This window comes from Enterobacter sp. BNK-16 (genome assembly GCF_048684955.1).
Lineage (GTDB): Bacteria > Pseudomonadota > Gammaproteobacteria > Enterobacterales > Enterobacteriaceae > Enterobacter > Enterobacter bugandensis.
The window spans coordinates 1854399-1878349 of the sequence record NZ_JBLQTQ010000001.1 but is presented as its reverse complement, the minus strand read 5'-3'; the positions used below and the strand labels follow the sequence as shown (position 1 = coordinate 1878349).

The window sequence follows — 23951 nt, the reverse complement described above, 5'->3', positions numbered from 1 at the left end:
ACTTCATCAGGAAGCATTATTGGCTTAATATAGGGATTAATAAATTGCTGATTTTTTGTCAGGAGTTCCTCTTTTATGCCATCCGGTCGACTGCAACAACAATTCATTCGCCTGTGGCAGTGCTGCGAGGGTCAATCGCAGGAGACCACGCTTAACGAGCTGGCAGAACTCCTCAACTGCTCTCGCCGCCATATGCGCACGTTACTCAACACCATGCAGCAGCAGGGCTGGCTAAGCTGGGAGGCCGAGGCGGGACGCGGCAAGCGCTCACGCTTGACCTTCCTCTATACCGGGCTGGCGCTGCAGCAGCAGCGGGCGGAGGATCTGCTGGAGCAGGACCGTATCGATCAGCTGGTACAGCTGGTGGGCGACAAGGCCGCCGTGCGCCAGATGCTGGTCTCACACCTGGGACGCAGCTTTCGCCAGGGACGCCACATTCTGCGGGTGCTTTACTACCGCCCAATGAAAAATCTGCTGCCCGGCACGGCATTACGACGTTCTGAAACCCACATGGCCCGGCAGATATTCAGCGGTCTGACGAAAATAAATGAGGAAAACGGGGAACTGGAAGCGGATATCGCGCACCACTGGCAGCAGCTTTCCCCCCTGCACTGGCGCTTCTTTTTACGACCCGGCATTCATTTCCACCATGGCCGCGAGCTGGAGATGCGTGACGTCATCGCTTCTTTAGAGCGCGCCCGCACGCTGCCGCTCTATTCGCATATCACGCGGATCCACTCCCCCACGGCCTGGACGCTGGATATTGAGCTGTCCCAGCCAGACAACTGGCTGCCGTGGCTTCTGGGCTACGTGCCCTCGATGATCCTGCCTGCCGAGTGGCGATCCCTGAACAATTTTTCCAGCCAGCCGATCGGTACAGGCCCCTACTCCGTTACGCGCAATAACAGCAATCAGCTGAAGATCCGCGCCTTTGATGACTATTTTGGCTATCGGGCGCTGATCGACGAAGTGAACGTCTGGGTGTTACCGGACCTCAACGAAGAACTGAGCGCAGGCCTCACCCTGGAGGGGCCCACAACCAGCGAAAAGGCGTTCGAGAGTCGCCTGGAGGAGGGCTGCTACTATCTTCTTTTTGACAGCCGCAGCCACCGCGGAGCAAACCACGATGTCCGCAAGTGGATCAGCCATATTCTGGCCCCGGCTAACCTGATTTATCACGCTGAAGAGCAATACCAGACCTGGTGGTTTCCGGCCTATGGCCTGCTTCCGCGCTGGCACCATGCTCAGCCGGTACGCAGTGAAAAACCCGCCGGGCTGGAGACCATCACCCTCAGCTACTATCGCGATCACATTGAGCACCGGTTTATCGCGAGGATCATGAGCAAGCTGCTGGCAGCCGAAGGCGTGACGCTGGCGATACAGGAAGTCGATTATGATGAATGGCACCGCGGGGATGTCGTCAGCGATATCTGGCTCAACAGCGCCAACTTTACGCTGCCGCTTGATTTCTCGCTCTTTTCACACCTGTATGAAGTGCCTCTCATTCAGCACTGCATCAGCCGGGACTGGCAGCAGGACGCCGCGAAGTGGCGGGCAGGAGAGATGGATCTGGCCGCGTGGTGCCAGGAGCTGCTGGCCGGGCAGACCATCGTACCGTTGATCCACCACTGGCTGCTGATCCAGGGACAGCGCAGCATGCGCGGCCTGCGGATGAACACCCTGGGCTGGTTTGATTTTAAATCCGCCTGGTTTGCGCCGCCGGAGCCATAACGCTTTCGTAATATTCACCAAATCATTACAATAGCGCCGTTCTCAACGGGGTGCTGCATCACAGATGTGCGCTGAGATAATACCCGTCGAACCTGATCCGGATAACGCCGGCGAAGGGATTTGAGGCTGTTTCTCAAAATCCTTTGCCACTCAACCCTGAGGTGCAAAGTGTTAAAAAACGTTCTTCCTCTGCTGGCGCTGGTTGCGCTGCCTGTTTTTGCTAAGCCTGTTCTGACGGTCTATACCTACGACTCCTTCTCCGCCGACTGGGGCCCCGGCCCGGTGGTTAAAAAAGCCTTTGAAGCCGACTGCAACTGCGAGCTGAAGTTCGTGGCGCTGGAAGATGGCGTGTCGCTGCTTAACCGCCTGCGCATGGAAGGGAAAAACAGCAAGGCCGACGTGGTGCTCGGGCTGGATAACAACCTGCTGGAAGCCGCCACGCAAACCAGACTGTTTGCCAAAAGCGGCGTAGCGGCAGATGCCGTAAACGTGCCGGGCGGCTGGAAAAACGACACCTTCGTTCCCTTCGATTACGGCTACTTTGCGTTCGTATACGATAAAAACAAGCTGAAGAACCCGCCGAAGAGCCTGAAAGAGCTGGTCGAAAGCGACCAGAAATGGCGCGTGATTTATGAAGATCCGCGCACCAGCACGCCGGGCCTGGGGCTGCTGCTGTGGATGCAGAAAGTCTACGGCGACAAAACGCCGGAGGCGTGGCAAAAGCTGGCTGCGAAAACCGTTACGGTCACTAAAGGCTGGAGCGAAGCCTACGGCCTGTTCCTGAAAGGCGAAAGCGATCTGGTGCTGAGCTACACCACCTCTCCGGCCTATCATATTATTGCCGAGAAGAAAGACAACTACGCCGCCGCGAACTTTGCCGAAGGGCATTATCTCCAGGTGGAAGTGGCGGCGCGGACCGCTGCCAGCAAGCAGCCGGAACTGGCCGAAAAATTCCTGAAATTTATGGTCTCCCCGGCATTCCAGAACGCCATTCCGACGGGCAACTGGATGTACCCGGTTACCGACGCGGCGCTGCCGGCAGGCTTTGAGCAGCTGAACAAACCGCAGACCGCGCTGGAATTTACGCCGCAGCAGGTTGCCGCGCAGCGCGCCGCATGGATAAGCGAATGGCAACGCGCCGTCAGCCGCTGATCCCCGGCTGGTTAGTTCCCGGACTGATTGCCGCCATACTGATGGTGGTCGTCAGTCTGGGAGCGTTTCTGGCGCTGTGGTTTAACGCGCCAGAGAGCGATCTGCTCGCGCTCTGGCACGATAGCTATCTCTGGCACGTTATCCGTTTCTCCTTCTGGCAGGCGTTTCTTTCCGCGCTGCTGTCAGTCATCCCGGCCATTTTCCTTGCGCGCGCCCTCTATCGCAGACGTTTCCCCGGCAGGCTGGCACTGCTGCGCCTGTGCGCCATGACGCTGATCCTGCCCGTGCTGGTGGCCGTCTTTGGCATCCTGAGCGTATACGGTCGCCAGGGCTGGCTGGCCTCCCTCTTCAACCTGCTTGGTCTGGAATGGACCTTCTCTCCCTACGGGCTGAAGGGCATCCTGCTGGCACACATTTTCTTCAATATGCCGATGGCGACGCGCCTCTTTTTGCAGGCGCTGGAGAACATACCCGGCGAGCAGCGTCAGATTGCGGCCCAGCTCGGCATGCGTGGATGGTCATTCTTCCGCTTTGTCGAATGGCCGTGGCTGCGACGCCAGATTGCCCCGGTGGCCGCACTGATCTTTATGCTCTGTTTCGCCAGCTTTGCGACCGTGCTTTCTCTCGGCGGCGGCCCGCAGGCCACCACCATTGAGCTGGCGATCTATCAGGCATTAAGTTACGACTACGATCCGGGCCGCGCCGCGTTGCTGGCGATCGTACAGATGGTGTGCTGCCTGGCGCTGGTGTTACTCAGCCAGCGGCTGAGCAAAGCGATCCCCGCAGGAAGCAATAATCTTTCTGGCTGGCGCGATCCGCAGGACAGCCTGCACAGCCGCATCTCGGACGTGATGCTGATCGCGCTGGCGCTCCTGCTTCTGCTGCCGCCGCTGCTGGCCGTGATCGCCGATGGCCTCAACAGGAATGTGGTATCGGTACTTCAACAGCCGGTCCTGTGGCAATCCACATGGACCTCATTGCGTATCGCGCTGGCAGCCGGGCTAATCTGCGTGACGCTGACCATGATGCTGCTCTGGAGCAGCCGCGAGCTGTACGCGCGACATGCCCGTAAAGCCGGACACGCGCTGGAACTGACGGGCATGCTGATCCTGGCGATGCCGGGCATTGTGCTGGCGACCGGCTTCTTTTTACTGTTTAACAGCACCATCGGCCTGCCGGAAAGCGCCGACGGCATCGTCATTTTTACCAACGCCTTAATGGCCATACCGTACGCGCTGAAGGTGCTGGAAAACCCGATGCGGGATGTTAACAGCCGGTACAGCGCCCTGTGCCAGTCCCTTGGCATTATGGGCTGGCGGCGGCTGAAAGTGGTCGAACTACGCGCCCTGAAGCGGCCGCTCGCCCAGGCGATGGCCTTCGCCTGCGTGCTGTCGATTGGGGATTTTGGCGTGGTGGCCCTCTTTGGCAACGAGGATTTCCGCACGCTGCCGTTCTGGCTTTATCAGCAAATTGGCTCCTACCGCAGCCAGGACGGCGCGGTCACGGCACTTTTACTGCTGGTGCTGTGCTTTGCGTTATTTACCGTTATCGAACAACTCCCGGGGCGTGATGTTAAAACTGACTGATGTAACCTGGCTTTACCAGCATCTGCCGATGCGTTTTACCCTCTCCGTTCGTCAGGGAGAGCGAATTGCGGTGCTTGGCCCAAGCGGGGCCGGTAAAAGTACCCTGCTCAATTTGATTGCCGGTTTTTTGCAGCCTGTCAGCGGGTCGATAGTCATTGATAATGGCGAGTATACCTACGCTCCGCCGGCTAAGCGCCCGGTGTCGATGCTGTTTCAGGAAAACAATCTGTTTAATCACCTTACGGTGTGGCAGAACATCGCGCTGGGAATCGATCCGGGATTAAAACTCAATGCTGCGCAGCGTCAGAAGCTGGAGGCGATTGCCGAACAAATGGGCCTGTCCGCGTTGATTTCAAGACTGCCCGGTGAGCTTTCCGGCGGCCAGCGTCAGCGCGTGGCGCTGGCACGTTGTCTGGTGCGCGAGCAGCCGCTGCTGCTGCTCGACGAACCCTTCTCGGCACTCGACCCGGCCCTGCGCCAGGAGATGCTCTCGCTGGTGGAAGAGGTTTGCCAGCGCAAGCAGATCACGATGCTGATGGTTTCGCACAGCATTGAAGATGCCGCACGCATTGCGCCGCGATCGGTAGTGATCGCGGAGGGACGGATTTTGTGGGATGGAGAAACAGAAGAACTTCTGAGTGGTAACGCGGGGGCGTCTTCATTGTTGGGCATTCGTGCGGTCTGACGCCCTCACCCTGGCCCTCTCCCACGGGGAGAGGGAAAACACCTTAACGGCTCACCACCTTCAGCAGGATCTCGCCGTACACCGGCATCAGCGGGTGACGAATCAGCGCGACCAGCGCCACCACCGCCACGCCCAGCGTCAGCGGGGCCAGCCAGAGCAGGCGCGCGCGCGGGAGATAGCGCGTCAGGCGATCGACGCTGGCTTTCGCGCTGCGCCATAGCCGCCAGCAGAGCCAGGCCGCCAGCCACAGCAGCACCGCCGTTCCCAGCAGCAGCCACTTGAACTCACCGCTTTGCATACCGTCAGGGATATCAATGGCCGCACCCGCGAGGATCCCCGGCAGGAAGTAAAACGGCGGCCAGAATACGCAGCCGATAATGTTCGGCACCACGAATTTTGCGACGGGCAGATCCAGCATCCCCGCCACCATCGGCACTAGCGGACGCGTTGGCCCGACAAAGCGGCCTACCAGAATGGTGAACATGCTGTGCTGGTGCAGCGCATGTTCGGTTTTATCCAGCAGCGCTTTGTTCTTTTTCATGAACGACCAGCGGTGCAGCGGCTTCTTAAAGCGCCAGCCCAGCCAGAAGGAGATCCAGTCCCCCAGCAGGCAGCCGATAATCCCGGCCAGCCACGCCTGCCAGAAATTGACCTCACCGCTGCCGATCAGCGCCCCAAGCCCCGCCATCATCACGGTGCCAGGCAGGATCAGCCCAACCAGCGCCAGCGATTCCAGAAACGCCACCAGCGCCACGGCGATGAGCGAGTACATAACGGACTGGGTAATAAAGTGTTCCAGCAATGCCTGCATAACTATTCCGGTCAGAAAACGAATCAGCGATTCTGCTTAGCGCCCCGCACCGCGTCAAGGCATCAATTGTCTGAATAGTTTACAGGATGCTCCTGAAGTTCACCTGAATGTTTACCGTTTATTCACATCCCGCGCGGAATTCACTGGGACTGGCGCCGGTGCACTTCTTAAACACTCGAGAGAAATAGAGCTGATCTTCAAAGCCCACGTTGCGTCCGACGGTCGCGATAGGCATCCGGGTGGTGCTGAGCAACAGCTTTGCCTGGCTGATGCGCTGATCCTCACGCCAGCTCAGCACGCTCACGCCAAGCTGCTGGCGGAACAGGTGTGACAGGCGGGATGGCGAAAGACAGACGTGCTGGGCAACGCTGGCGATATCAAACTGGCTGTCGGCCAGATGGTCGCTGATGTACTGGCAGGCGTCGCGGACGCGGTTATCCAGCGGCGGGTTAAGCGACTCGTTGATCGCCTCCATGCGGCGCAGCAGCACCTGCTCAAGCAGGTTGATCGCCAGCAGTTCGGCATAGCGCCCGCCCGCCTGCCCCGCCTCAATAATTTGTGCGAACAGTTCACGAAACTGCGCCAGATGCGCCTCATCCGGACGATAAAAACCCGTTTGCGCGAAAATAGCCGGCCATGAGAGCCACTCCTGCCAGTAGGCGCGCGGACGGAAATAGACCCACTGGTGATACCACTCTTTGGCGTCCGGGTGACGCCCGTAGTGGTGGATCTCCCCCGGCGGGAACAGCAGCATATCGCCCGGGCGGCAAACAAACTGCCGATCGCCGTTTTTGATCACCCCTTCCCCGCGTACGGTCAGGTTCAGAATATACCCTTTCATGCCGAGCGGCCGGTCGACGTAAAAATCGAGATACCCCTCGGCCTCAATTGGCGTCAGCCCCGCCACCAGATGGGCGTTAAATGAGTATCCCGGCAGCAGGGGATCGTTTTGCGGTTCGGCCATAGATTCAGTTCTCCCAAGGGTCCTGAAGGAAACCATTTGTCCATATCGTTAAAAGCAGTATAAAAATGGCCTGCGAAAAGATCCAAAAAGCATCACGCCTCTTTTACGTCCGCCATGTTTCAGCCTTTTCCCCTGATTTTTCTGCCGGCACGGGCAGAGAAGCAGTAACAAAAGTGTCTATAAGTGCGGCAGAAATGTCCACATTGAATATTTGCACGGCGTCACACTTTCCGTCGTAACAGCAATTTAGTCCATAAGATTAGCGGATCCTGCCTGACGATTTTTATCCCCAGTCTCTAATGTTCTTCCATACCTGTTTCGGATGGAGCAACACCATGGCAATTGCAATTGGCCTCGATTTTGGCAGCGACTCGGTTCGCGCGCTGGCAGTGGACTGTACGACTGGCCAGGAGATAGCAACCAGCGTTGAGTGGTATCCGCGCTGGCAAGAGGGGCGCTACTGCGACGCGCCAAACAACCAGTTCCGTCACCACCCGCGCGATTACATTGAATCGATGGAAGCGGCGATCAAAACCGTGCTGGCTGAACTGACGGACGCCCAGCGGGCCGACGTCGTGGGGATTGGCGTCGACAGCACCGGTTCAACGCCAGCCCCGGTGGACGCTGAAGGCCGCGTGCTGGCGCTGCGCCCGGAGTTTGCCGACAACCCGAACGCCATGTTCGTGCTTTGGAAAGACCATACCGCCGTGGAAGAGGCGGAAGCCATCACCCGCTTATGCCATCAGCCGGGCAAAACCGACTACTCGCGCTACATCGGCGGCATCTACTCCAGCGAATGGTTCTGGGCCAAAATCCTGCACGTTACCCGCGCGGACGCTTCGGTCGCCCAGGCCGCGGCATCCTGGATTGAGCTGTGCGACTGGGTTCCCGCCCTGCTCTCCGGCACCACTCGCCCGCAGGATATCCGCCGCGGCCGCTGCAGCGCCGGGCATAAATCCCTGTGGCATGAAGGCTGGGGCGGTCTTCCTCCGGCAGCGTTCTTCGATGAACTTGACCCGATCATCAACAAAAATCTGAAATACCCGCTCTTTACCGACACCTTCACCGCCGATATTCCGGTCGGCACGCTCTGCGAAGAGTGGGCGACGCGTCTCGGCCTGCCGCAAAGCGTGACCATTTCCGGCGGCGCGTTCGACTGCCACATGGGTGCCGTGGGCGCGGGTGCGCAGCCTAACACGCTGGTGAAAGTGATCGGCACCTCCACCTGCGACATCCTTACGGCAGATAAAACCAGCGTCGGAGACCGCGCGGTGAAAGGGATCTGCGGCCAGGTTGACGGCAGCGTGGTACCAGATTTTATCGGCCTCGAAGCCGGTCAGTCCGCGTTTGGCGATATCTACGCCTGGTTTGGCCGGGTGCTCGGCTGGCCGCTGGATCAGCTGGCTGCCGCGCATCCTGAGCTGAAAACACATATTACCGCGAGCAAAAAACAGCTCCTGCCGCAACTCACCGAAGCCTGGGCAAAAAATCCGTCCCTCGACCACCTGCCGGTGGTGCTGGACTGGTTTAACGGTCGCCGCACGCCGTTTGCCAACCAGCGCCTGAAAGGGGTGATTACCGATCTCAACCTGGCGACCGATGCCCCGGCGCTGTTCGGCGGTCTGATTGCCGCCACCGCGTTCGGCGCGCGCGCCATTATGGAGTGCTTCACCGAACAGGGCATCGACGTGAACAACGTGATGGCGCTGGGCGGTATCGCCCGTAAAAACCCGGTGATTATGCAGGCCTGCTGCGACGTGCTGAACCGTCCGCTGCAGATTGTGGCCTCCGATCAGTGCTGCGCGCTGGGCGCCGCGATTTTCGCTGCCGTGGCCGCAGGCGTTCATGCGGATATCCCGACCGCGCAGCAGCATATGGCAAGCGCCGTCGAAAACACGCTCCAGCCGCGTGTCCAGCAGGCACAACGCTTTGAACAGCTTTATCAGCGCTACCAGCAATGGGCAAAAAGCGCCGAGCTTCACTATCTCCCTGTCGCCGCCCCGGCCAAAAGCACCGCGGACACTACGGCAACCCTGACCCATTAAGGACACGATGATGACCATTTTTAATAATTATGAAGTGTGGTTTGTGATTGGCAGCCAGCATCTGTACGGACCGGAAGCGCTGCAGCAGGTAACGAAACACGCGGAGCACGTGGTTAACGCGCTGAACGCGGAAGCCAAACTGCCGTGCAAACTGGTGCTGAAGCCGCTGGGTACGACGCCGGACGAAATCACCAATATCTGCCGTGACGCCAACTACGACGATAAATGCGCCGGTCTGGTGGTGTGGCTGCACACCTTCTCACCGGCCAAAATGTGGATCAACGGCCTGGCAATCCTCAACAAACCGCTGCTGCAGTTCCACACCCAGTTCAATGCCTCCCTGCCGTGGGACAGCATCGACATGGACTTCATGAACCTGAACCAGACCGCGCACGGCGGCCGCGAGTTCGGCTTCATCGGCGCGCGCATGCGCCAGCAGCACGCGGTAGTCACAGGCCACTGGCAGGACGGCAAGGCGCAACAACGCATTGGCTCCTGGATGCGTCAGGCGGTCTCTAAGCAGGATACCCGCCACCTGAAAGTGGTGCGTTTCGGCGACAACATGCGTGAAGTGGCGGTGACCGACGGCGATAAAGTCGCGGCGCAGATCAAGTTCGGCTTCTCCGTGAATACCTGGGCAGTGGGCGACCTGGTGCAGGTGGTGAATGAAATCAGCGACGGCGACGTGAGCGCGCTGGTGGACGAGTACGAAAGCAGCTATCGCCTGACGCCTGCTGCACAAATCAACGGCGACAAGCGCCAGAACGTGCTGGATGCCGCGCGCATTGAGCTGGGCATGAAGCGTTTTCTGGAACAGGGCGGCTTCCATGCTTTTACTACCACTTTTGAAGACCTCCACGGGCTGAAACAGCTGCCGGGTCTGGCCGTACAACGTCTGATGCAGCAGGGCTACGGCTTTGCGGGTGAAGGCGACTGGAAAACTGCCGCTCTGCTTCGCATCATGAAGGTGATGTCGACCGGTCTGCAGGGCGGCACCTCCTTTATGGAGGACTACACCTACCACTTCGAGAACGGCAACGATCTGGTGCTCGGTTCGCACATGCTGGAAGTGTGTCCCTCCATCGCGGTTGAAGAGAAACCGATCCTTGACGTGCAGTACCTTGGCATCGGCGGCAAAGCGGATCCGGCCCGTCTGATCTTCAACACTCGTACCGGTCCGGCCATCAACGCCAGCCTGATCGACCTCGGCGACCGCTTCCGCCTGCTGGTGAACTGCGTCGATGCGGTTGAAACTCCGCACTCTCTGCCGAAGCTGCCGGTCGCCAATGCCCTGTGGAAAGCGCAGCCGGACCTGCCAACCGCGTCAGAGGCGTGGATCCTGGCGGGTGGCGCGCACCACACCGTCTTCAGCCACGCGCTGGACCTGAACGATATGCGCCAGTTTGCCGAGCTGCACGATATCGAGCTGACCGTGATTGATAACGACACCCGTCTGCCAGCCTTTAAAGACGCGCTGCGCTGGAACGAAGTCTATTACGGTTCAAAACGCTAAGTAAGTAATGCCCGGTGGCGCTGCGCTCGCCGGGCAGGGAGACAACGATGTTAGAAGATCTCAAACGTCAGGTACTTGAAGCCAACCTGGCGCTGCCAAAACATAACCTGGTGACCCTGACCTGGGGCAACGTCAGCGCCGTTGACCGGGAAAAAGGGGTATTCGTGATCAAGCCTTCGGGCGTGGATTACACGGTGATGACCGCAGAGGATATGGTCGTGGTCAGCATCGAAACGGGTGAAGTGGTGGAAGGTAACAAAAAACCGTCGTCCGATACGCCCACCCACCGTCTGCTGTATCAGTCCTTCCCGACTATCGGCGGCATCGTGCATACCCATTCGCGTCACGCGACCATCTGGGCGCAGGCGGGCCAGTCCATTCCGGCCACCGGCACCACCCATGCGGACTACTTTTACGGCACCATTCCCTGCACGCGTCTGATGACCGATGCGGAGATTAACGGTGAGTACGAATGGGAAACCGGGAACGTGATCGTCGAAACCTTTGAAAAACAGGGGATCGACGCGGCGCAAATGCCCGGCGTACTGGTGCACTCCCACGGCCCGTTTGCCTGGGGTAAAAACGCGCAAGACGCGGTGCATAACGCGATAGTGCTGGAGGAAATCGCCTACATGGGGATCTTCTGCCGCCAGCTGGCACCGCAGTTGCCGGATATGCAGCAAACCCTGCTGGATAAACACTACCTGCGCAAGCACGGCGCGAAGGCCTATTACGGACAATAAACTGTATATATCCCCAGCATAAAACATTCAACCAGGCTATAATCAGGCCTGGTTTTGTTTTGTGGGATAGAGGCGTGGCACAGGCGCAAGAAGGCTTTTTACTGACCCGACACTGGCGGGATACCCCTCAGGGCACCGAGGTTGCGTTCTGGCTGGCGACAGATAACGGCCCGCTGCACGTTACGCTTCCTCCTCAGGAATCCGTGGCGTTTATCCCTGAACATTACGTCGAGAAGGTAAAACAACTGCTGCGCGATGAGAACGGCTGGCGCCTCACGCCTCTTGAGCTAAAAGATTTCCATCGTCAGCCGGTGTATGGCCTTTACTGCCGTGCCCATCGCCAGCTGATGCGCTACGAAAAACTGCTGCGCGAAGCGGGCGTGACGCTCTACGAAGCGGACATTCGTCCGCCGGAACGCTTTCTGATGGAGCGGTTTATTACCGCCCCCGTCTGGGTTGACGGCACTGAGCAAAACGGCACCCTTATCAACGCTCGCCTGAAGCCTAATCCGCATTATCGCCCCCCGCTAAAGTGGGTTTCCCTGGATATCGAAACCACCCGCCACGGCGAGCTGTACTGCATCGGCCTGGAAGGCTGCGGGCAGCGGGTTGTCTATATGCTCGGACCGCCGAACGGCGATGCGTCCGCGCTCGATTTTCAGCTTGAGTACGTCAACAGCCGACCGCAGCTGCTGGAGAAGCTTAACCAGTGGTTTGCCGAGCACAACCCGGACGTGCTGATCGGCTGGAACGTGGTGCAGTTTGACCTGCGCGTACTGCAAAAACACGCAGAGCGGTATCGTATCCCACTGATGCTCGGGCGCGGAAATACGGAGCTGGAGTGGCGTGAGCACGGCTTTAAGAACGGTGTGTTCTTTGCGCAGGCCAACGGCCGCCTGATTATCGACGGCATCGAGGCGCTGAAATCCGCGTTCTGGAATTTCTCCTCCTTCTCTCTGGAAGCGGTAGCGCAGGAATTGCTCGGTGAAGGCAAATCCATCGACAATCCGTGGGACCGCATGGACGAGATTGACCGGCGCTTCAACGAAGACAAACCAGCGCTCGCCACCTATAACCTGAAAGACTGCGAGCTGGTGACGCAGATATTCCACAAAACCGAGATCATGCCGTTCCTGCTGGAGCGCGCGACGGTAAATGGCCTCGCGGCTGACAGGCACGGCGGCTCGGTAGCCGCTTTTAGCCACCTCTATTTCCCACGAATGCACCGTGCGGGCTATGTTGCGCCCAACCTCGGGGACGTACCGCCGCAGGCCAGCCCCGGCGGCTACGTGATGGACTCCCGCCCAGGACTGTATGACTCGGTTCTGGTGCTGGACTACAAAAGCCTCTACCCGTCAATTATCCGCACTTTCCTTATTGACCCGGTGGGGCTGGTGGAGGGGATGGCGCAGCCAGACGACGCGCACAGCACCGAAGGTTTTCTCGGAGCACGCTTCTCGCGCGAAAAACACTGTCTGCCGGAGATTGTGGGAAACATCTGGCACGGCCGCGACGAGGCGAAACGTCATGGCAACAAGCCGCTCTCGCAGGCCCTGAAAATTATTATGAACGCTTTCTACGGCGTGCTGGGTACCAGCGCCTGCCGCTTCTTCGATCCGCGTCTGGCGTCGTCCATCACCATGCGCGGACACGACATCATGCGTCAGACCAAAGCGCTGATTGAATCCCGGGGCTATGACGTTATCTACGGCGACACGGATTCAACCTTTGTGTGGCTTAAGGGCGCACATTCAGAAGACGACGCCTCACGAATCGGCAAAGAACTGGTGGCCTTCGTAAACGACTGGTGGCAGGAGCATTTGCAAAAAGAGCGGTTAACCAGCGCATTAGAACTGGAATTTGAAACCCATTTTGCCCGTTTTTTAATGCCCACCATCCGCGGAACCGACCAGGGCAGCAAGAAGCGCTACGCCGGGCTGATCCAGGAGGGTGAAAAGCAGAGAATGGTCTTTAAAGGCCTGGAGACGGTGCGCACTGACTGGACGCCGCTGGCCCAGCAGTTCCAGCAGACGCTCTATCTGCGGATCTTCCGCAACGAGCCCTATCAGGACTACATCCGCGAAACCATCGCCAGCCTGATGGCCGGCGAGCTGGATGACCAGCTGGTGTATCGCAAGCGCCTGCGCCGCCCGCTGGCGGAGTACCAGCGCAACGTCCCGCCCCACGTGCGCGCCGCGCGCCTTGCGGACGAAGAGAATGTACGCCGGGGCCGCGCACCGCAGTATCAGAACCGGGGGACGATAAAATACGTCTGGACAACGAACGGGCCGGAGCCCGTTGATTACCAGCAGTCGTCTCTCGATTACGATCACTACCTGACCCGCCAGCTTCAGCCGGTTGCGGAGGGAATTTTACCGTTCATCGACGACGATTTTGCTACACTTGTGACAGGGCAACTTGGCCTATTTTGACGCGTGACGAAATGGCTGCCATCCAGTACCATAGCGCCCTTTCCATTCCCGGACCCATTTTTCGATGACCGTCTTTTTTGACGGGGGTCGAACTATTGCCTGCAATTAAAGATTAGAGCCGAACAACTATGCCTTTTACACTTGGTCAACGCTGGATCAGCGATACAGAAAGCGAACTTGGATTAGGAACCGTCGTTGCCGTTGATGCGCGCATGGTTACCCTCCTCTTCCCTGCTACCGGTGAAAACCGCCTGTACGCTCGCAATGACTCCCCTGTCACCCGCGTAATGTTCAATCCGGGCGACACCGTGACCAGCCACGAAGGCTGGCAGCTAAAGGTTGAAGACGTAAAAGAAGAGAATGGACTGCTCGCCTACATCGGAACGCGTCTTGATACCGACGAGACGAACGTCATCCTGCGTGAAGTGCTGCTCGACAGCAAACTGGTGTTCAGCAAGCCGCAGGACCGTCTGTTTGCCGGGCAAATCGACCGTATGGATCGCTTCTCCCTGCGCTACCGCGCGCGTAAGTTCCAGAGCGAACAGTACCGCATGCCGTGGAGCGGCCTGCGCGGCCAGCGCACCAGCCTGATCCCCCACCAGTTGAATATCGCCCATGACGTGGGCCGTCGCCATGCGCCCCGCGTGCTGCTTGCCGACGAAGTGGGCCTGGGTAAAACCATCGAAGCGGGCCTGATCCTGCACCAGCAGCTACTCTCCGGCGCAGCCGAGCGCGTGCTGATTGTCGTGCCGGAAACGCTGCAACACCAGTGGCTGGTGGAGATGCTGCGCCGCTTTAACCTGCGCTTCTCCCTGTTCGACGACGAGCGCTATGCCGAAGCGCAGCACGACGCGGACAACCCGTTTGAAACCGAACAGCTGGTGATCTGCTCGCTGGATTTCGTGCGCCGCAGCAAGCAGCGCCTTGAGCATCTGTGCGATGCCGAATGGGACCTGATGGTCGTCGACGAAGCGCACCACCTGGTGTGGAGCGAAGATGCCCCAAGCCGCGAATATATGGCGATTGAACAGCTTGCCGAGCGCGTGCCCGGCGTCCTGCTGCTGACCGCAACGCCGGAGCAGCTCGGTCTGGAAAGTCACTTCGCCCGTCTGCGCCTGCTCGATCCAAACCGTTTCCACGACTTCGCTCAGTTCGTGGAAGAGCAGAACAACTACCGTCCGGTTGCGGATGCCGTCGCGCTGCTGCTGGCGGGTAAACGTCTCTCAAACGATGAACTCAACACCCTGAGCGATCTGATTGGCGAGCAGGATATCGAACCGCTTCTGCAGGCTGCGAACAGCGACAGCGAGAATGCGGGATCCGCGCGTAAAGAGCTGATCGACATGCTGATGGACCGTCACGGCACCAGCCGCGTGCTGTTCCGCAACACCCGTAACGGCGTGAAAGGGTTCCCAAAACGCGAACTGCACACCATCAAGCTCCCGCTGCCGACGCAGTATCAGACGGCGATTAAAGTCTCCGGCATTATGGGCGCGCGCAAAACTCAGGAAGAGCGCGCGCGTGACATGCTCTACCCGGAACAGATTTATCAGGAATTTGAAGGCGATACCGGCACCTGGTGGAACTTCGACCCGCGCGTGGAGTGGCTGATGGGCTACCTGACCGCGCACCGCTCCCAGAAAGTGCTGGTGATCTGCGCCAAAGCTGCCACCGCGCTGCAGCTGGAACAGGTTCTGCGCGAGCGCGAAGGCATTCGTGCCGCCGTGTTCCACGAAGGCATGTCCATCGTCGAGCGCGACCGCGCGGCGGCGTGGTTCAGTGAAGAGGACAGCGGCGCGCAGGTGATGCTGTGCTCCGAAATCGGTTCTGAAGGGCGTAACTTCCAGTTCGCCAGCAATCTGGTGATGTTCGATCTGCCGTTCAACCCGGATCTGCTGGAGCAGCGTATCGGACGTCTGGATCGCATCGGCCAGGCGCATGATATTCAGATCCACGTGCCGTACCTGGAAAAAACCGCTCAGTCCGTGCTGGTGCGCTGGTTCCACGAAGGTCTGGATGCGTTTGAACATACCTGCCCAACGGGCCGCACCATTTATGACCAGGTGCATGGCGATCTGATCGGTTACCTGGCCGCGCCGGAAAATACCGACGGTTTTGATGATCTGATTAAATCCTGCCGCGAGAAACATGAAGCGCTGAAGGCGCAGCTTGAACAGGGGCGCGACCGCCTGCTGGAGATCCACTCCAACGGTGGCGAAAAAGCGCAGGCGCTTGCCGAGAGCATTGAAGAACAAGATGACGACACCAGCCTGATCGGCTTCTCGATGAACCTGTTCGACATTGTCGGGATTAACCAGGACGATCGTGGCGAGAACCTGATCGTGTTAACCCCGTCAGACCACATGCTGGTGCCCGATTTCCCGGGCCTGCCGGAAGATGGCTGTACCATCACCTTCGAGCGTGACGTGGCTCTGTCCCGCGAAGATGCTCAGTTCATCACCTGGGAACACCCGCTGATCCGCAACGGGCTGGATCTGATCCTCTCCGGTGATACCGGCAGCAGCACCATCTCCCTGTTGAAAAACAAGGCGCTGCCCGTAGGCACGCTGCTGCTGGAGCTGATCTATGTTGTGGAAGCGCAGGCGCCGAAACAGCTGCAGCTCAACCGCTTCCTGCCGCCAACGCCGGTGCGTTTGCTGCTGGATAAAAACGGTACGAACCTGGCAGGACAGGTGGAGTTCGAAAGCTTCAACCGCCAGCTAAGCGCGGTGAACCGCCATACCGGCAGCAAGCTGGTGAACGCGGTGCAGCAGGACGTGCACGCTATTCTCCAGCAGGGCGAAATCCAGATCGAAAAAGCGGCCCGAGACCTGATTGACGCCGCGCGCAATGAAGCCGACGAGAAACTGTCTGCCGAGCTGTCCCGTCTGGAAGCGTTAAAAGCGGTCAACCCGAACATCCGCGACGACGAACTGGCGGCAATTGAAAGCAACCGTCAGCAGGTGCTGGAAAGCCTGAATCAGGCGGGATGGCGTCTCGACGCCCTGCGTCTTATCGTTGTGACGCATCAGTAAACGGAGCGCAAGATGGTGATGGAGCCGTATAATCCGCCGCAGGATCCCTGGCTGGTCATTCTGTATCAGGATGAACACATTATGGTGGTCAACAAGCCGAGCGGCCTGTTGTCCGTGCCGGGCCGTCTGGATGAGCACAAGGACAGCGTGATGACGCGCATTCAGCGCGATTATCCGCAGGCCGAGTCCGTCCATCGCCTGGACATGGCCACCAGCGGCGTGATTGTGGTGGCGCTGAATAAAGCGGCGGAGCGCGAGCTGAAGCGTCAGTTCCGCGAGCGCGAGCCGAAGAAGCAGTATGTTGCCCGCGTCTGGGGCCACCCGGCGCAGGCGGAAGGGCTGGTGGATTTACCGCTGATTTGCGACTGGCCGAACAGGCCAAAGCAGAAGGTGTGTTATGAAACCGGCAAGGCCGCGCAAACCGAATATGAAGTGCTGGAGTACGCGCCGGATAACACCGCGCGCGTCCTGCTTAAGCCGATTACCGGACGTTCACACCAGCTGCGCGTGCATATGCTTGCGCTGGGTCACCCGATTCTGGGTGACCGCTTCTACGCCCCGCCAGAGGCCCTGGCGTTAGCGCCACGCCTGCAGCTCCATGCGCAGACGCTCACCATCACCCACCCTACTTTCGGTAACGCGATGACGTTTAAAGCCCCGGTGGACTTCTGAAAAAAAAGCCCGACATTGTCGGGCTTTTTCTTATTTGAAACCTTTCTTCTCTTTAATGAGCTCGTACGCCTTCTGGATTTCCTGCGCTTTTTGCTTCGCCATCTCCATCATTTCCGGCGGTAAACCTTTCGCCACCAGCTTGTCAGGATGATGCTCGCTCATCAGCTTACGGTAGGCACGTTTAATCGTGGTTTGATCGTCCGTGGGCTTCACGCCAAGCACGTTGCAGGCATCTTCCAGCGTCGGGCCCCGCTGCGCCTGCTGCCATGCACCGCCGGAAGACTGCTGGTGATAGCCGCCGCCAAACTGGGCGCCGCCCTGCATCATGCGCAGGAACTGGTCAAACTGCATACGGGAGATACCCAGCTCTTCCGCAATAACGTACAGGACATCGCGTTCATTGGGGTGAAGCGAGCCGTCGGCAAACGCCGCCTGGATTTGGATTTCCAGAAACATCCGAATTAAATCAAAACGTCCGAAGCAGATGCTGCGGAACTGGCGCATCTTTTCACGCAGCGGATAGTTATCCGATTTACCGATGCGAAACGCATTCTGCGCCGCCAGGCGGGACTCACCATGCAGGTTCATGCGATCCATAAAAACGCTGGCAATCTGAATATCCGCTTCGGTCACGCGGCCTTTGGATTTGGTTAAGTGCCCCATGACCTCAAAGGTGGTGGAGAAAAAGAGCGACTGGCGCTCGCGCTGATTGGCAAACCAGGCCATTTTGCGGCTGCGTGCCTTATCAAACATATGGCCAATGATAAGCCCAAGCACAATTCCCCAGAACCCGGCACCCATGATGATGGCGAACGCAACGCCGATTATTTTACCCCAATACTGCATATACTCCCCGGATAGTCATATTCCCTGCCGACGCAACGTCATCATCACAGTGTTCAAGCCACGGTCAATTGAAGGACATCGCCTATAATTTGCTTTATCATACTCGTCATTCGATAGCGAGCCTAACACTCTGGCGCGCAAACGGGCAGGATTAACGCTGGTACTGCGCTGATGAGTAAGATAGTCTCTGAGCGTTTGTAAGCCGTAGCCACTGATGACGGAACAATAAAATATAACGTATGAAAAAACGTATCCCCACCCTCCTGGCCACAATGATTGGCTCCGCCCTGTACAGTCAACAGGGGCTGGCGGCCGATCTCGCCTCGCAGTGTATGCTTGGCGTCCCAAGTTATAATCGCCCACTGGTGGAGGGCGATACAAATAGCTTGCCGGTAACCATTACTGCCGATAGCTCCAAAGGTACTTATCCTGACAATGCCACGTTTACGGGCAATGTGGATATTAACCAGGGCAATAGCCGCCTGCAGGCTGATGAAGTGCAGTTGCACCAGAAGCAGCCGGAAGGCGCGGTCGAGCCGGTACGAACGGTGGATGCGCTGGGTAATGTGCACTATGACGACAATCAGGTCATCCTGAAAGGTCCGAAAGCCTGGTCAAACCTGAATACCAAAGATACTAACGTCTGGGAAGGTGATTACCAGATGGTGGGTCGCCAGGGACGCGGTAAAGCGGACCTGATGAAGCAGCGCGGTGAAAACCGCTATACGATTCTGGAGAATGGCTCCTTTACATCATGTCTGCCGGGTTCAAATACCTGGAGCGTGGTCGGGAGCGAAGTTATCCATGACCGTGAAGAGCAGGTCGCAGAGATCTGGAACGCACGCTTTAAGCTGGGTCCGGTGCCGGTATTCTACAGCCCTTATCTCCAGCTTCCCGTGGGTGACAAGCGTCGCTCGGGCTTCCTGATCCCGAATGCCAAATACAGCACCTCGAACTACTTTGAGTTCTACCTGCCGTATTACTGGAACATCGCGCCCAACATGGACGCCACGATCACGCCGCACTATATCCACAAGCGCGGCAACATCATGTGGGAAAACGAGTTCCGCTATCTGACTCAGGCCGGTGCTGGCCTGATGGAGCTGGATTATTTGCCGTCGGATAAGGTCTTCCAGGATGAGCACCCTACAGAAGGCGATAAACACCGCTGGCTATTCTACTGGCAGCATGCCGGAGTGATGGATAAGGTGTGGCGCTTTAACGTTGACTATACCAAAGTTAGCGACTCATCTTATTTTAACGACTTCTCGTCTAAATACGGTTCGAGCACGGATGGCTATGCCACGCAGAAGTTCAGCGTAGGCTATGCGGTGCAGAACTTTGATGCAACCGTCTCAACCAAGCAGTTCCAGGTATTCTCTGACCAGTCCACGCCTACCTATGGTGCAGAGCCGCAGCTGGACGTTAACTGGTATCAGAATAATGTAGGTCCATTCGACACCCGGGTTTACGCTCAGGCGGTACATTTCGTGAACACGGATTCGGACATGCCGGAAGCTACGCGTGTTCACCTGGAGCCGACGATCAATCTGCCGTGGTCTAACGACTGGGCAAGCCTGAATACCGAAGCCAAGCTGATGGCGACGCACTATCAGCAAAAAAATATTGATAATTACAACACCATGAAGAATGCGCATCTGGAAGAGTCGGTTAACCGAACGCTCCCGCAGTTCAAAATGGACGGGAAGCTGATCTTCGAGCGTGATATGGGCCTGCTGGCGGATGGTTATACCCAGACGCTTGAGCCGCGTATGCAGTATTTGTACGTGCCATATCGCGATCAGAGCAAGATTCAGAACTACGACTCGTCTTTACTGCAGTCTGACTACAGCGGCCTGTTCCGCGATCGTACTTACGGCGGTCTGGACCGTATCGCATCCGCTAACCAGTTAACGACCGGCGTCACAACACGCGTTTATGATGATGCCGCCGTTGAACGTTTTAACGTTTCTGTTGGTCAAATCTACTATTTCACCGAGTCACGTACCGGTGATGACAACATTCAGTGGGAGAAAGACAACAAAACGGGATCGCTGGTATGGGCGGGAGATACGTACTGGCGCATGACTGACCGTTGGGGCCTGCGTGGTGGTGTGCAATATGACACTCGCCTCGATAATATCGCCACAAGCAGTGCCGCTATTGAGTACCGTCGCGATGAAGACCGCATGGTACAGTTGACGTATCGTTATGCCAGTCCGGAATATATTCAGGCAACATTGCCTTCTTATGCAGGCGCAGAACAGTATAAAGACGGCATCTCGCAGGTTGGTGGTGCAGCAAGCTGGCCTATCGCCGACCGCTGGTCAATCGTAGGCGCTTACTACTTTGACACCAACGCGAATAAGCCAGCGGACCAGATGGTAGGTCTGCAATATAACTCCTGCTGTTACGCGCTGCGCGTCGGTTACGAGCGTAAGCTTAACGGCTGGGACACTGTAAACAATCAGAGCAAATACGATAACGTGATTGGCTTTAATGTCGAACTGCGCGGCCTGAGCTCCAACTACGGCCTGGGCACGCATCAGATGCTGCGTTCGAACATTCTGCCGTACAGTAGTTCTTTGTAATGTGCTTGATTTACAACGTAATCCGCTTTGCGGTTAATTGAAATGGAAAAAGTATGAAGAACTGGAAAACGCTGCTGCTTGGTGTCGCTATGGTTGCGAATACCAGCTTCGCGGCCCCCCAGGTTGTTGATAAGGTCGCCGCTGTCGTTAACAACGGCGTCGTGCTCGAAAGTGACGTTGATGGTCTGATGAAATCCGTGAAGCTCAATTCGGGCGAAGCGGGTCAGCAACTTCCGGATGACGCCACGCTGCGCCACCAGATCCTGGAGCGTCTGATCATGGATCAGATTATCCTGCAGATGGGTCAGAAAATGGGCGTGAAGGTGACTGACGAGCAGCTTGATCAGGCTATCGCTAACATTGCAAAGCAGAACAACATGTCGCCGGACCAGATGCGCAGCCGTCTGGCCTATGACGGCATCAGCTACGCTACCTACCGTAACCAGATCCGTAAAGAGATGCTGATCTCGGAAGTGCGTAATAATGAAGTCCGTCGCCGCGTTACCATCCTGCCTCAGGAAGTGGATGCGCTGGCAAAACAGGTGGGCAACCAGAACGATGCGAGCACAGAGCTGAACCTGAGCCACATTCTGATCCCACTGCCAGAGAACCCAACGTCAGATCAGGCTGCTGAAGCAGAAAGTCAGGCACGTTCAATTGTCGATCAGGCGCGTAACGGCGGCGACTTTGGCAAGCTGGCTATCACCTACTCTGCTGACCAACAGGCCCTGAAAGGCGGCCAGATGGGCTGGGGACGTATCCAGGAGCTGCCATCTATCTTTGCTCAGGCGCTGAGCACGGCGAAGAAAGGCGATATCGTCGGTCCAATCCGTTCAGGGGTGGGCTTCCACATTCTGAAAGTGAACGATCTGCGCGGTCAGAGCCAGAATATCTCCGTGACTGAAGTTCACGCTCGCCACATTCTGCTGAAGCCGTCACCGATCATGACTGACGATCAGGCGCGTGCGAAGCTGGAGCAAATTGCCGCAGATATTAAGAGCGGTAAAACGTCGTTTGCCAATGCAGCGAAAGAGTTCTCTCAGGATCCTGGCTCTGCGAACCAGGGCGGCGATCTGGGCTGGGCGGCTGCGGACATTTACGATCCTGCCTTCCGCGATGCGCTGATGAAGCTGAATAAAGGCCAGATCAGTGCCCCGGTTCACTCTTCATTTGGCTGGCATCTGATCGAGCTGATGGACACCCGCAACGTGGACAAAACGGATGCGGCGCAGAAAGACAGAGCCTACCGTATGCTGTTTAACCGTAAGTTCTCCGAAGAAGCGGCAACCTGGATGCAGGAACAGCGCGCCAGTGCTTACGTGAAAGTCCTGAGCAACTAATGAAACAGCATCGTGTTGTTATCACTCCCGGCGAACCCGCCGGGATTGGGCCTGACCTCGTTGTCCAGCTCGCCCAGCGCAGCTGGCCAGTAGAACTGGTTGTTTGCGCGGATGCAACACTGTTACAAGACCGGGCGAAGCTGCTCGGTCTGCCCTTAACGCTCATCCCTTACGTTGAAGGCCAACAGCCCGCACCACAGCAGGCCGGTACGCTCACTCTTCTTTCTGTTCCCCTTCGTACACCCGTTATTCCAGGCAAGCTCAGCACGGGAAATGGCCACTACGTCGTGGAAACCCTTGCCCGCGCCTGCGACGGTTGCCTGAAGGGCGAATTTGCCGCTCTGATCACCGGCCCCGTGCATAAGGGCGTCATCAACGAAGCGGGCATCCCTTTTACCGGGCATACGGAGTTCTTCGAAGAGCGCTCGCACAGCCCGAAAGTGGTGATGATGCTGGCGACGGAAGCGATGCGCGTTGCTCTCGTGACCACCCACCTACCGATCAAGGCCATTCCTGATGCCATCACCCCGGAACTGCTGCGGGAGATCATCGGGATCCTGCATCACGATCTGCAGACAAAATTCGGGATCCCGCAGCCGCATGTGCTGGTCTGCGGCCTGAATCCGCACGCGGGTGAAGGGGGTCACATGGGCACCGAAGAGATCGACACCATTATTCCGGTGCTTGAAGAAATGCGCGCCAAAGGGATGAATCTCAGCGGGCCGCTGCCTGCGGACACCCTTTTCCAGCCAAAATACCTGGATAATGCCGACGCCGTCCTCGCGATGTACCACGATCAGGGTCTGCCCGTGCTAAAATACCAGGGCTTTGGCCGCGGGGTGAATATCACCCTCGGTTTACCCTTTATTCGAACGTCCGTTGACCACGGCACTGCGCTGGATCTGGCAGGCCAGGGGAAAGCGGATGTCGGCAGTTTTATTACGGCGCTTAATCTCGCCATCAAAATGATTGTTAATACTCAATGACTAATCGAGTCCATCAGGGCCACTTAGCCCGTAAACGCTTCGGGCAAAACTTTCTCAACGATCAGTTCGTGATCGACAGTATCGTGTCTGCTATTAATCCGCAGAAGGGTCAGGCTATGGTCGAAATCGGCCCGGGCCTTGCCGCACTGACCGAGCCGGTAGGCGAACGCCTCGACGAGCTGACCGTTATCGAACTGGACCGCGACCTGGCCGCACGCCTGCAAACGCACCCGTTCCTCGGACCAAAGCTGACCATCTATCAGCAGGATGCCATGACCATGAACTTTGGCGAACTGTCGGAAAAAATGGGCCAGCCGCTGCGCGTGTTCGGCAACTTGCCGTATAACATCTCCACGCCGCTAATGTTCCACCTCTTTAGCTATACTGATGCCATTGCCGACATGCACTTCATGTTGCAAAAAGAGGTTGTTAACCGTCTGGTTGCAGGGCCGAACAGTAAAGCGTATGGTCGTTTAAGCGTGATGGCACAATATTACTGCAACGTGATCCCGGTACTCGAAGTACCGCCATCAGCGTTCACGCCGCCACCGAAAGTAGATTCTGCGGTTGTGCGCCTTGTGCCGCACAAAACGAAACCGTATCCGGTTAAAGATCTGCGTGTACTGAGCCGCATCACCACGGAAGCCTTTAACCAGCGCCGTAAAACGATCCGTAACAGTCTGAGCAATTCGTTTACCGTTGAGGTGTTAGCAGAGCTGGGGATCGACCCGGCAATGCGTGCGGAAAACATTTCTGTAGAGCAGTACTGCAAGCTGGCTAATTACATCAGCGAAAATGCGCCGCCGAAGGAGAGTTAAG

17 protein-coding genes and 1 riboswitch are annotated in these 23951 nt (G+C 57.6%); of the genes, 14 read left to right on the top strand and 3 right to left on the bottom strand.

From position 1 onward, the window contains the following. Positions 1-75 precede the first annotated feature (75 nt). From sgrR to thiQ, 4 genes are all read left to right on the top strand, one after another. Positions 76-1731, top strand: coding sequence for an HTH-type transcriptional regulator SgrR (gene sgrR / locus ACMGGH_RS09045; protein ID WP_048957875.1), 1656 nt, complete (start codon positions 76-78; stop codon positions 1729-1731). Positions 1732-1767: 36 nt separating this feature from the next. Continuing rightward, a riboswitch (TPP riboswitch) is annotated at positions 1768-1868 on the top strand. A 31-nt stretch (positions 1869-1899) separates the two neighbouring features. Next, complete coding sequence (gene thiB / locus ACMGGH_RS09040) at positions 1900-2883, top strand: thiamine ABC transporter substrate binding subunit (protein ID WP_048960671.1); 984 nt, start codon at positions 1900-1902, stop codon at positions 2881-2883. After that, entirely contained in the window at positions 2859-4469 is a 1611-nt protein-coding gene (gene thiP, locus ACMGGH_RS09035) for a thiamine/thiamine pyrophosphate ABC transporter permease ThiP (protein ID WP_232948625.1), read from the top strand. The genes thiB and thiP overlap by 25 nt, the downstream gene beginning before the upstream one ends. After that, complete coding sequence (thiQ, locus tag ACMGGH_RS09030) at positions 4453-5154, top strand: thiamine ABC transporter ATP-binding protein ThiQ (RefSeq protein WP_232948626.1); 702 nt, start codon at positions 4453-4455, stop codon at positions 5152-5154. The genes thiP and thiQ overlap by 17 nt, the downstream gene beginning before the upstream one ends. A 43-nt stretch (positions 5155-5197) precedes the next feature. Here thiQ and ACMGGH_RS09025 read toward each other — a convergent pair whose 3' ends face one another. Then, a complete protein-coding gene (locus ACMGGH_RS09025; protein WP_045259445.1) occupies positions 5198-5965 on the bottom strand; it encodes a DedA family protein in 768 nt (255 codons plus the stop codon). 118 nt (positions 5966-6083) lie between these two features. Beyond that, entirely contained in the window at positions 6084-6929 is an 846-nt protein-coding gene (gene araC / locus ACMGGH_RS09020) for an arabinose operon transcriptional regulator AraC (RefSeq protein ID WP_028015490.1), read from the bottom strand. 335 nt (positions 6930-7264) lie between these two features. Between araC and araB the strand changes: the two genes are divergently transcribed. The 6 genes from araB (at position 7265) to rluA (ending at position 17369) form a co-directional block, all read left to right on the top strand. Then, positions 7265-8974, top strand: a complete 1710-nt coding sequence (araB, locus tag ACMGGH_RS09015; RefSeq protein WP_232948627.1) for a ribulokinase — start codon at positions 7265-7267, stop codon at positions 8972-8974. Positions 8975-8984: 10 nt separating this feature from the next. Further along, positions 8985-10487 (top strand): L-arabinose isomerase, encoded by a 1503-nt coding sequence (gene araA, locus ACMGGH_RS09010; protein ID WP_041911255.1) that lies wholly within the window; start codon positions 8985-8987, stop codon positions 10485-10487. A gap of 47 nt (positions 10488-10534) precedes the next feature. Beyond that, on the top strand, positions 10535-11230 hold the full coding sequence (araD, locus tag ACMGGH_RS09005) for an L-ribulose-5-phosphate 4-epimerase (protein WP_028015487.1): 696 nt from the start codon (positions 10535-10537) through the stop codon (positions 11228-11230). Positions 11231-11304: 74 nt separating this feature from the next. Continuing rightward, the gene (gene polB / locus ACMGGH_RS09000) at positions 11305-13662 is read left to right on the top strand and encodes a DNA polymerase II (RefSeq protein WP_232948628.1); all 2358 of its coding nucleotides are present in this window, start codon (positions 11305-11307) and stop codon (positions 13660-13662) included. Between the two features lie 128 nt (positions 13663-13790). After that, positions 13791-16697, top strand: a complete 2907-nt coding sequence (rapA, locus tag ACMGGH_RS08995) for an RNA polymerase-associated protein RapA (RefSeq protein WP_232948629.1) — start codon at positions 13791-13793, stop codon at positions 16695-16697. Between the two features lie 12 nt (positions 16698-16709). After that, a complete protein-coding gene (gene rluA, locus ACMGGH_RS08990) occupies positions 16710-17369 on the top strand; it encodes a bifunctional tRNA pseudouridine(32) synthase/23S rRNA pseudouridine(746) synthase RluA (protein WP_028015484.1) in 660 nt (219 codons plus the stop codon). A gap of 30 nt (positions 17370-17399) precedes the next feature. On the opposite strand, the gene djlA is transcribed toward rluA, so the two are convergent. Then, entirely contained in the window at positions 17400-18215 is an 816-nt protein-coding gene (gene djlA / locus ACMGGH_RS08985; protein ID WP_028015483.1) for a co-chaperone DjlA, read from the bottom strand. Positions 18216-18454: 239 nt separating this feature from the next. Here djlA and lptD point away from each other — a divergent pair, with 239 nt between their 5' ends. Genes lptD through rsmA form a run of 4 tightly spaced genes read left to right on the top strand, consistent with a single transcriptional unit; the run spans position 18455 to position 23950 of the window. Continuing rightward, entirely contained in the window at positions 18455-20806 is a 2352-nt protein-coding gene (lptD, locus tag ACMGGH_RS08980; protein ID WP_420299112.1) for an LPS assembly protein LptD, read from the top strand. Positions 20807-20859: 53 nt separating this feature from the next. Beyond that, positions 20860-22146 carry a peptidylprolyl isomerase SurA gene (surA, locus tag ACMGGH_RS08975; protein WP_028015481.1) on the top strand — a complete coding sequence of 429 codons (1287 nt, stop codon included), beginning with the start codon at positions 20860-20862 and terminating at the stop codon, positions 22144-22146. Continuing rightward, complete coding sequence (gene pdxA / locus ACMGGH_RS08970; protein WP_232948631.1) at positions 22146-23132, top strand: 4-hydroxythreonine-4-phosphate dehydrogenase PdxA; 987 nt, start codon at positions 22146-22148, stop codon at positions 23130-23132. Before surA ends, pdxA begins: the two co-directional genes overlap by 1 nt. Further along, the gene (rsmA, locus tag ACMGGH_RS08965) at positions 23129-23950 is read left to right on the top strand and encodes a 16S rRNA (adenine(1518)-N(6)/adenine(1519)-N(6))-dimethyltransferase RsmA (RefSeq protein WP_028015479.1); all 822 of its coding nucleotides are present in this window, start codon (positions 23129-23131) and stop codon (positions 23948-23950) included. Before pdxA ends, rsmA begins: the two co-directional genes overlap by 4 nt. Position 23951 lies beyond the last annotated feature (1 nt).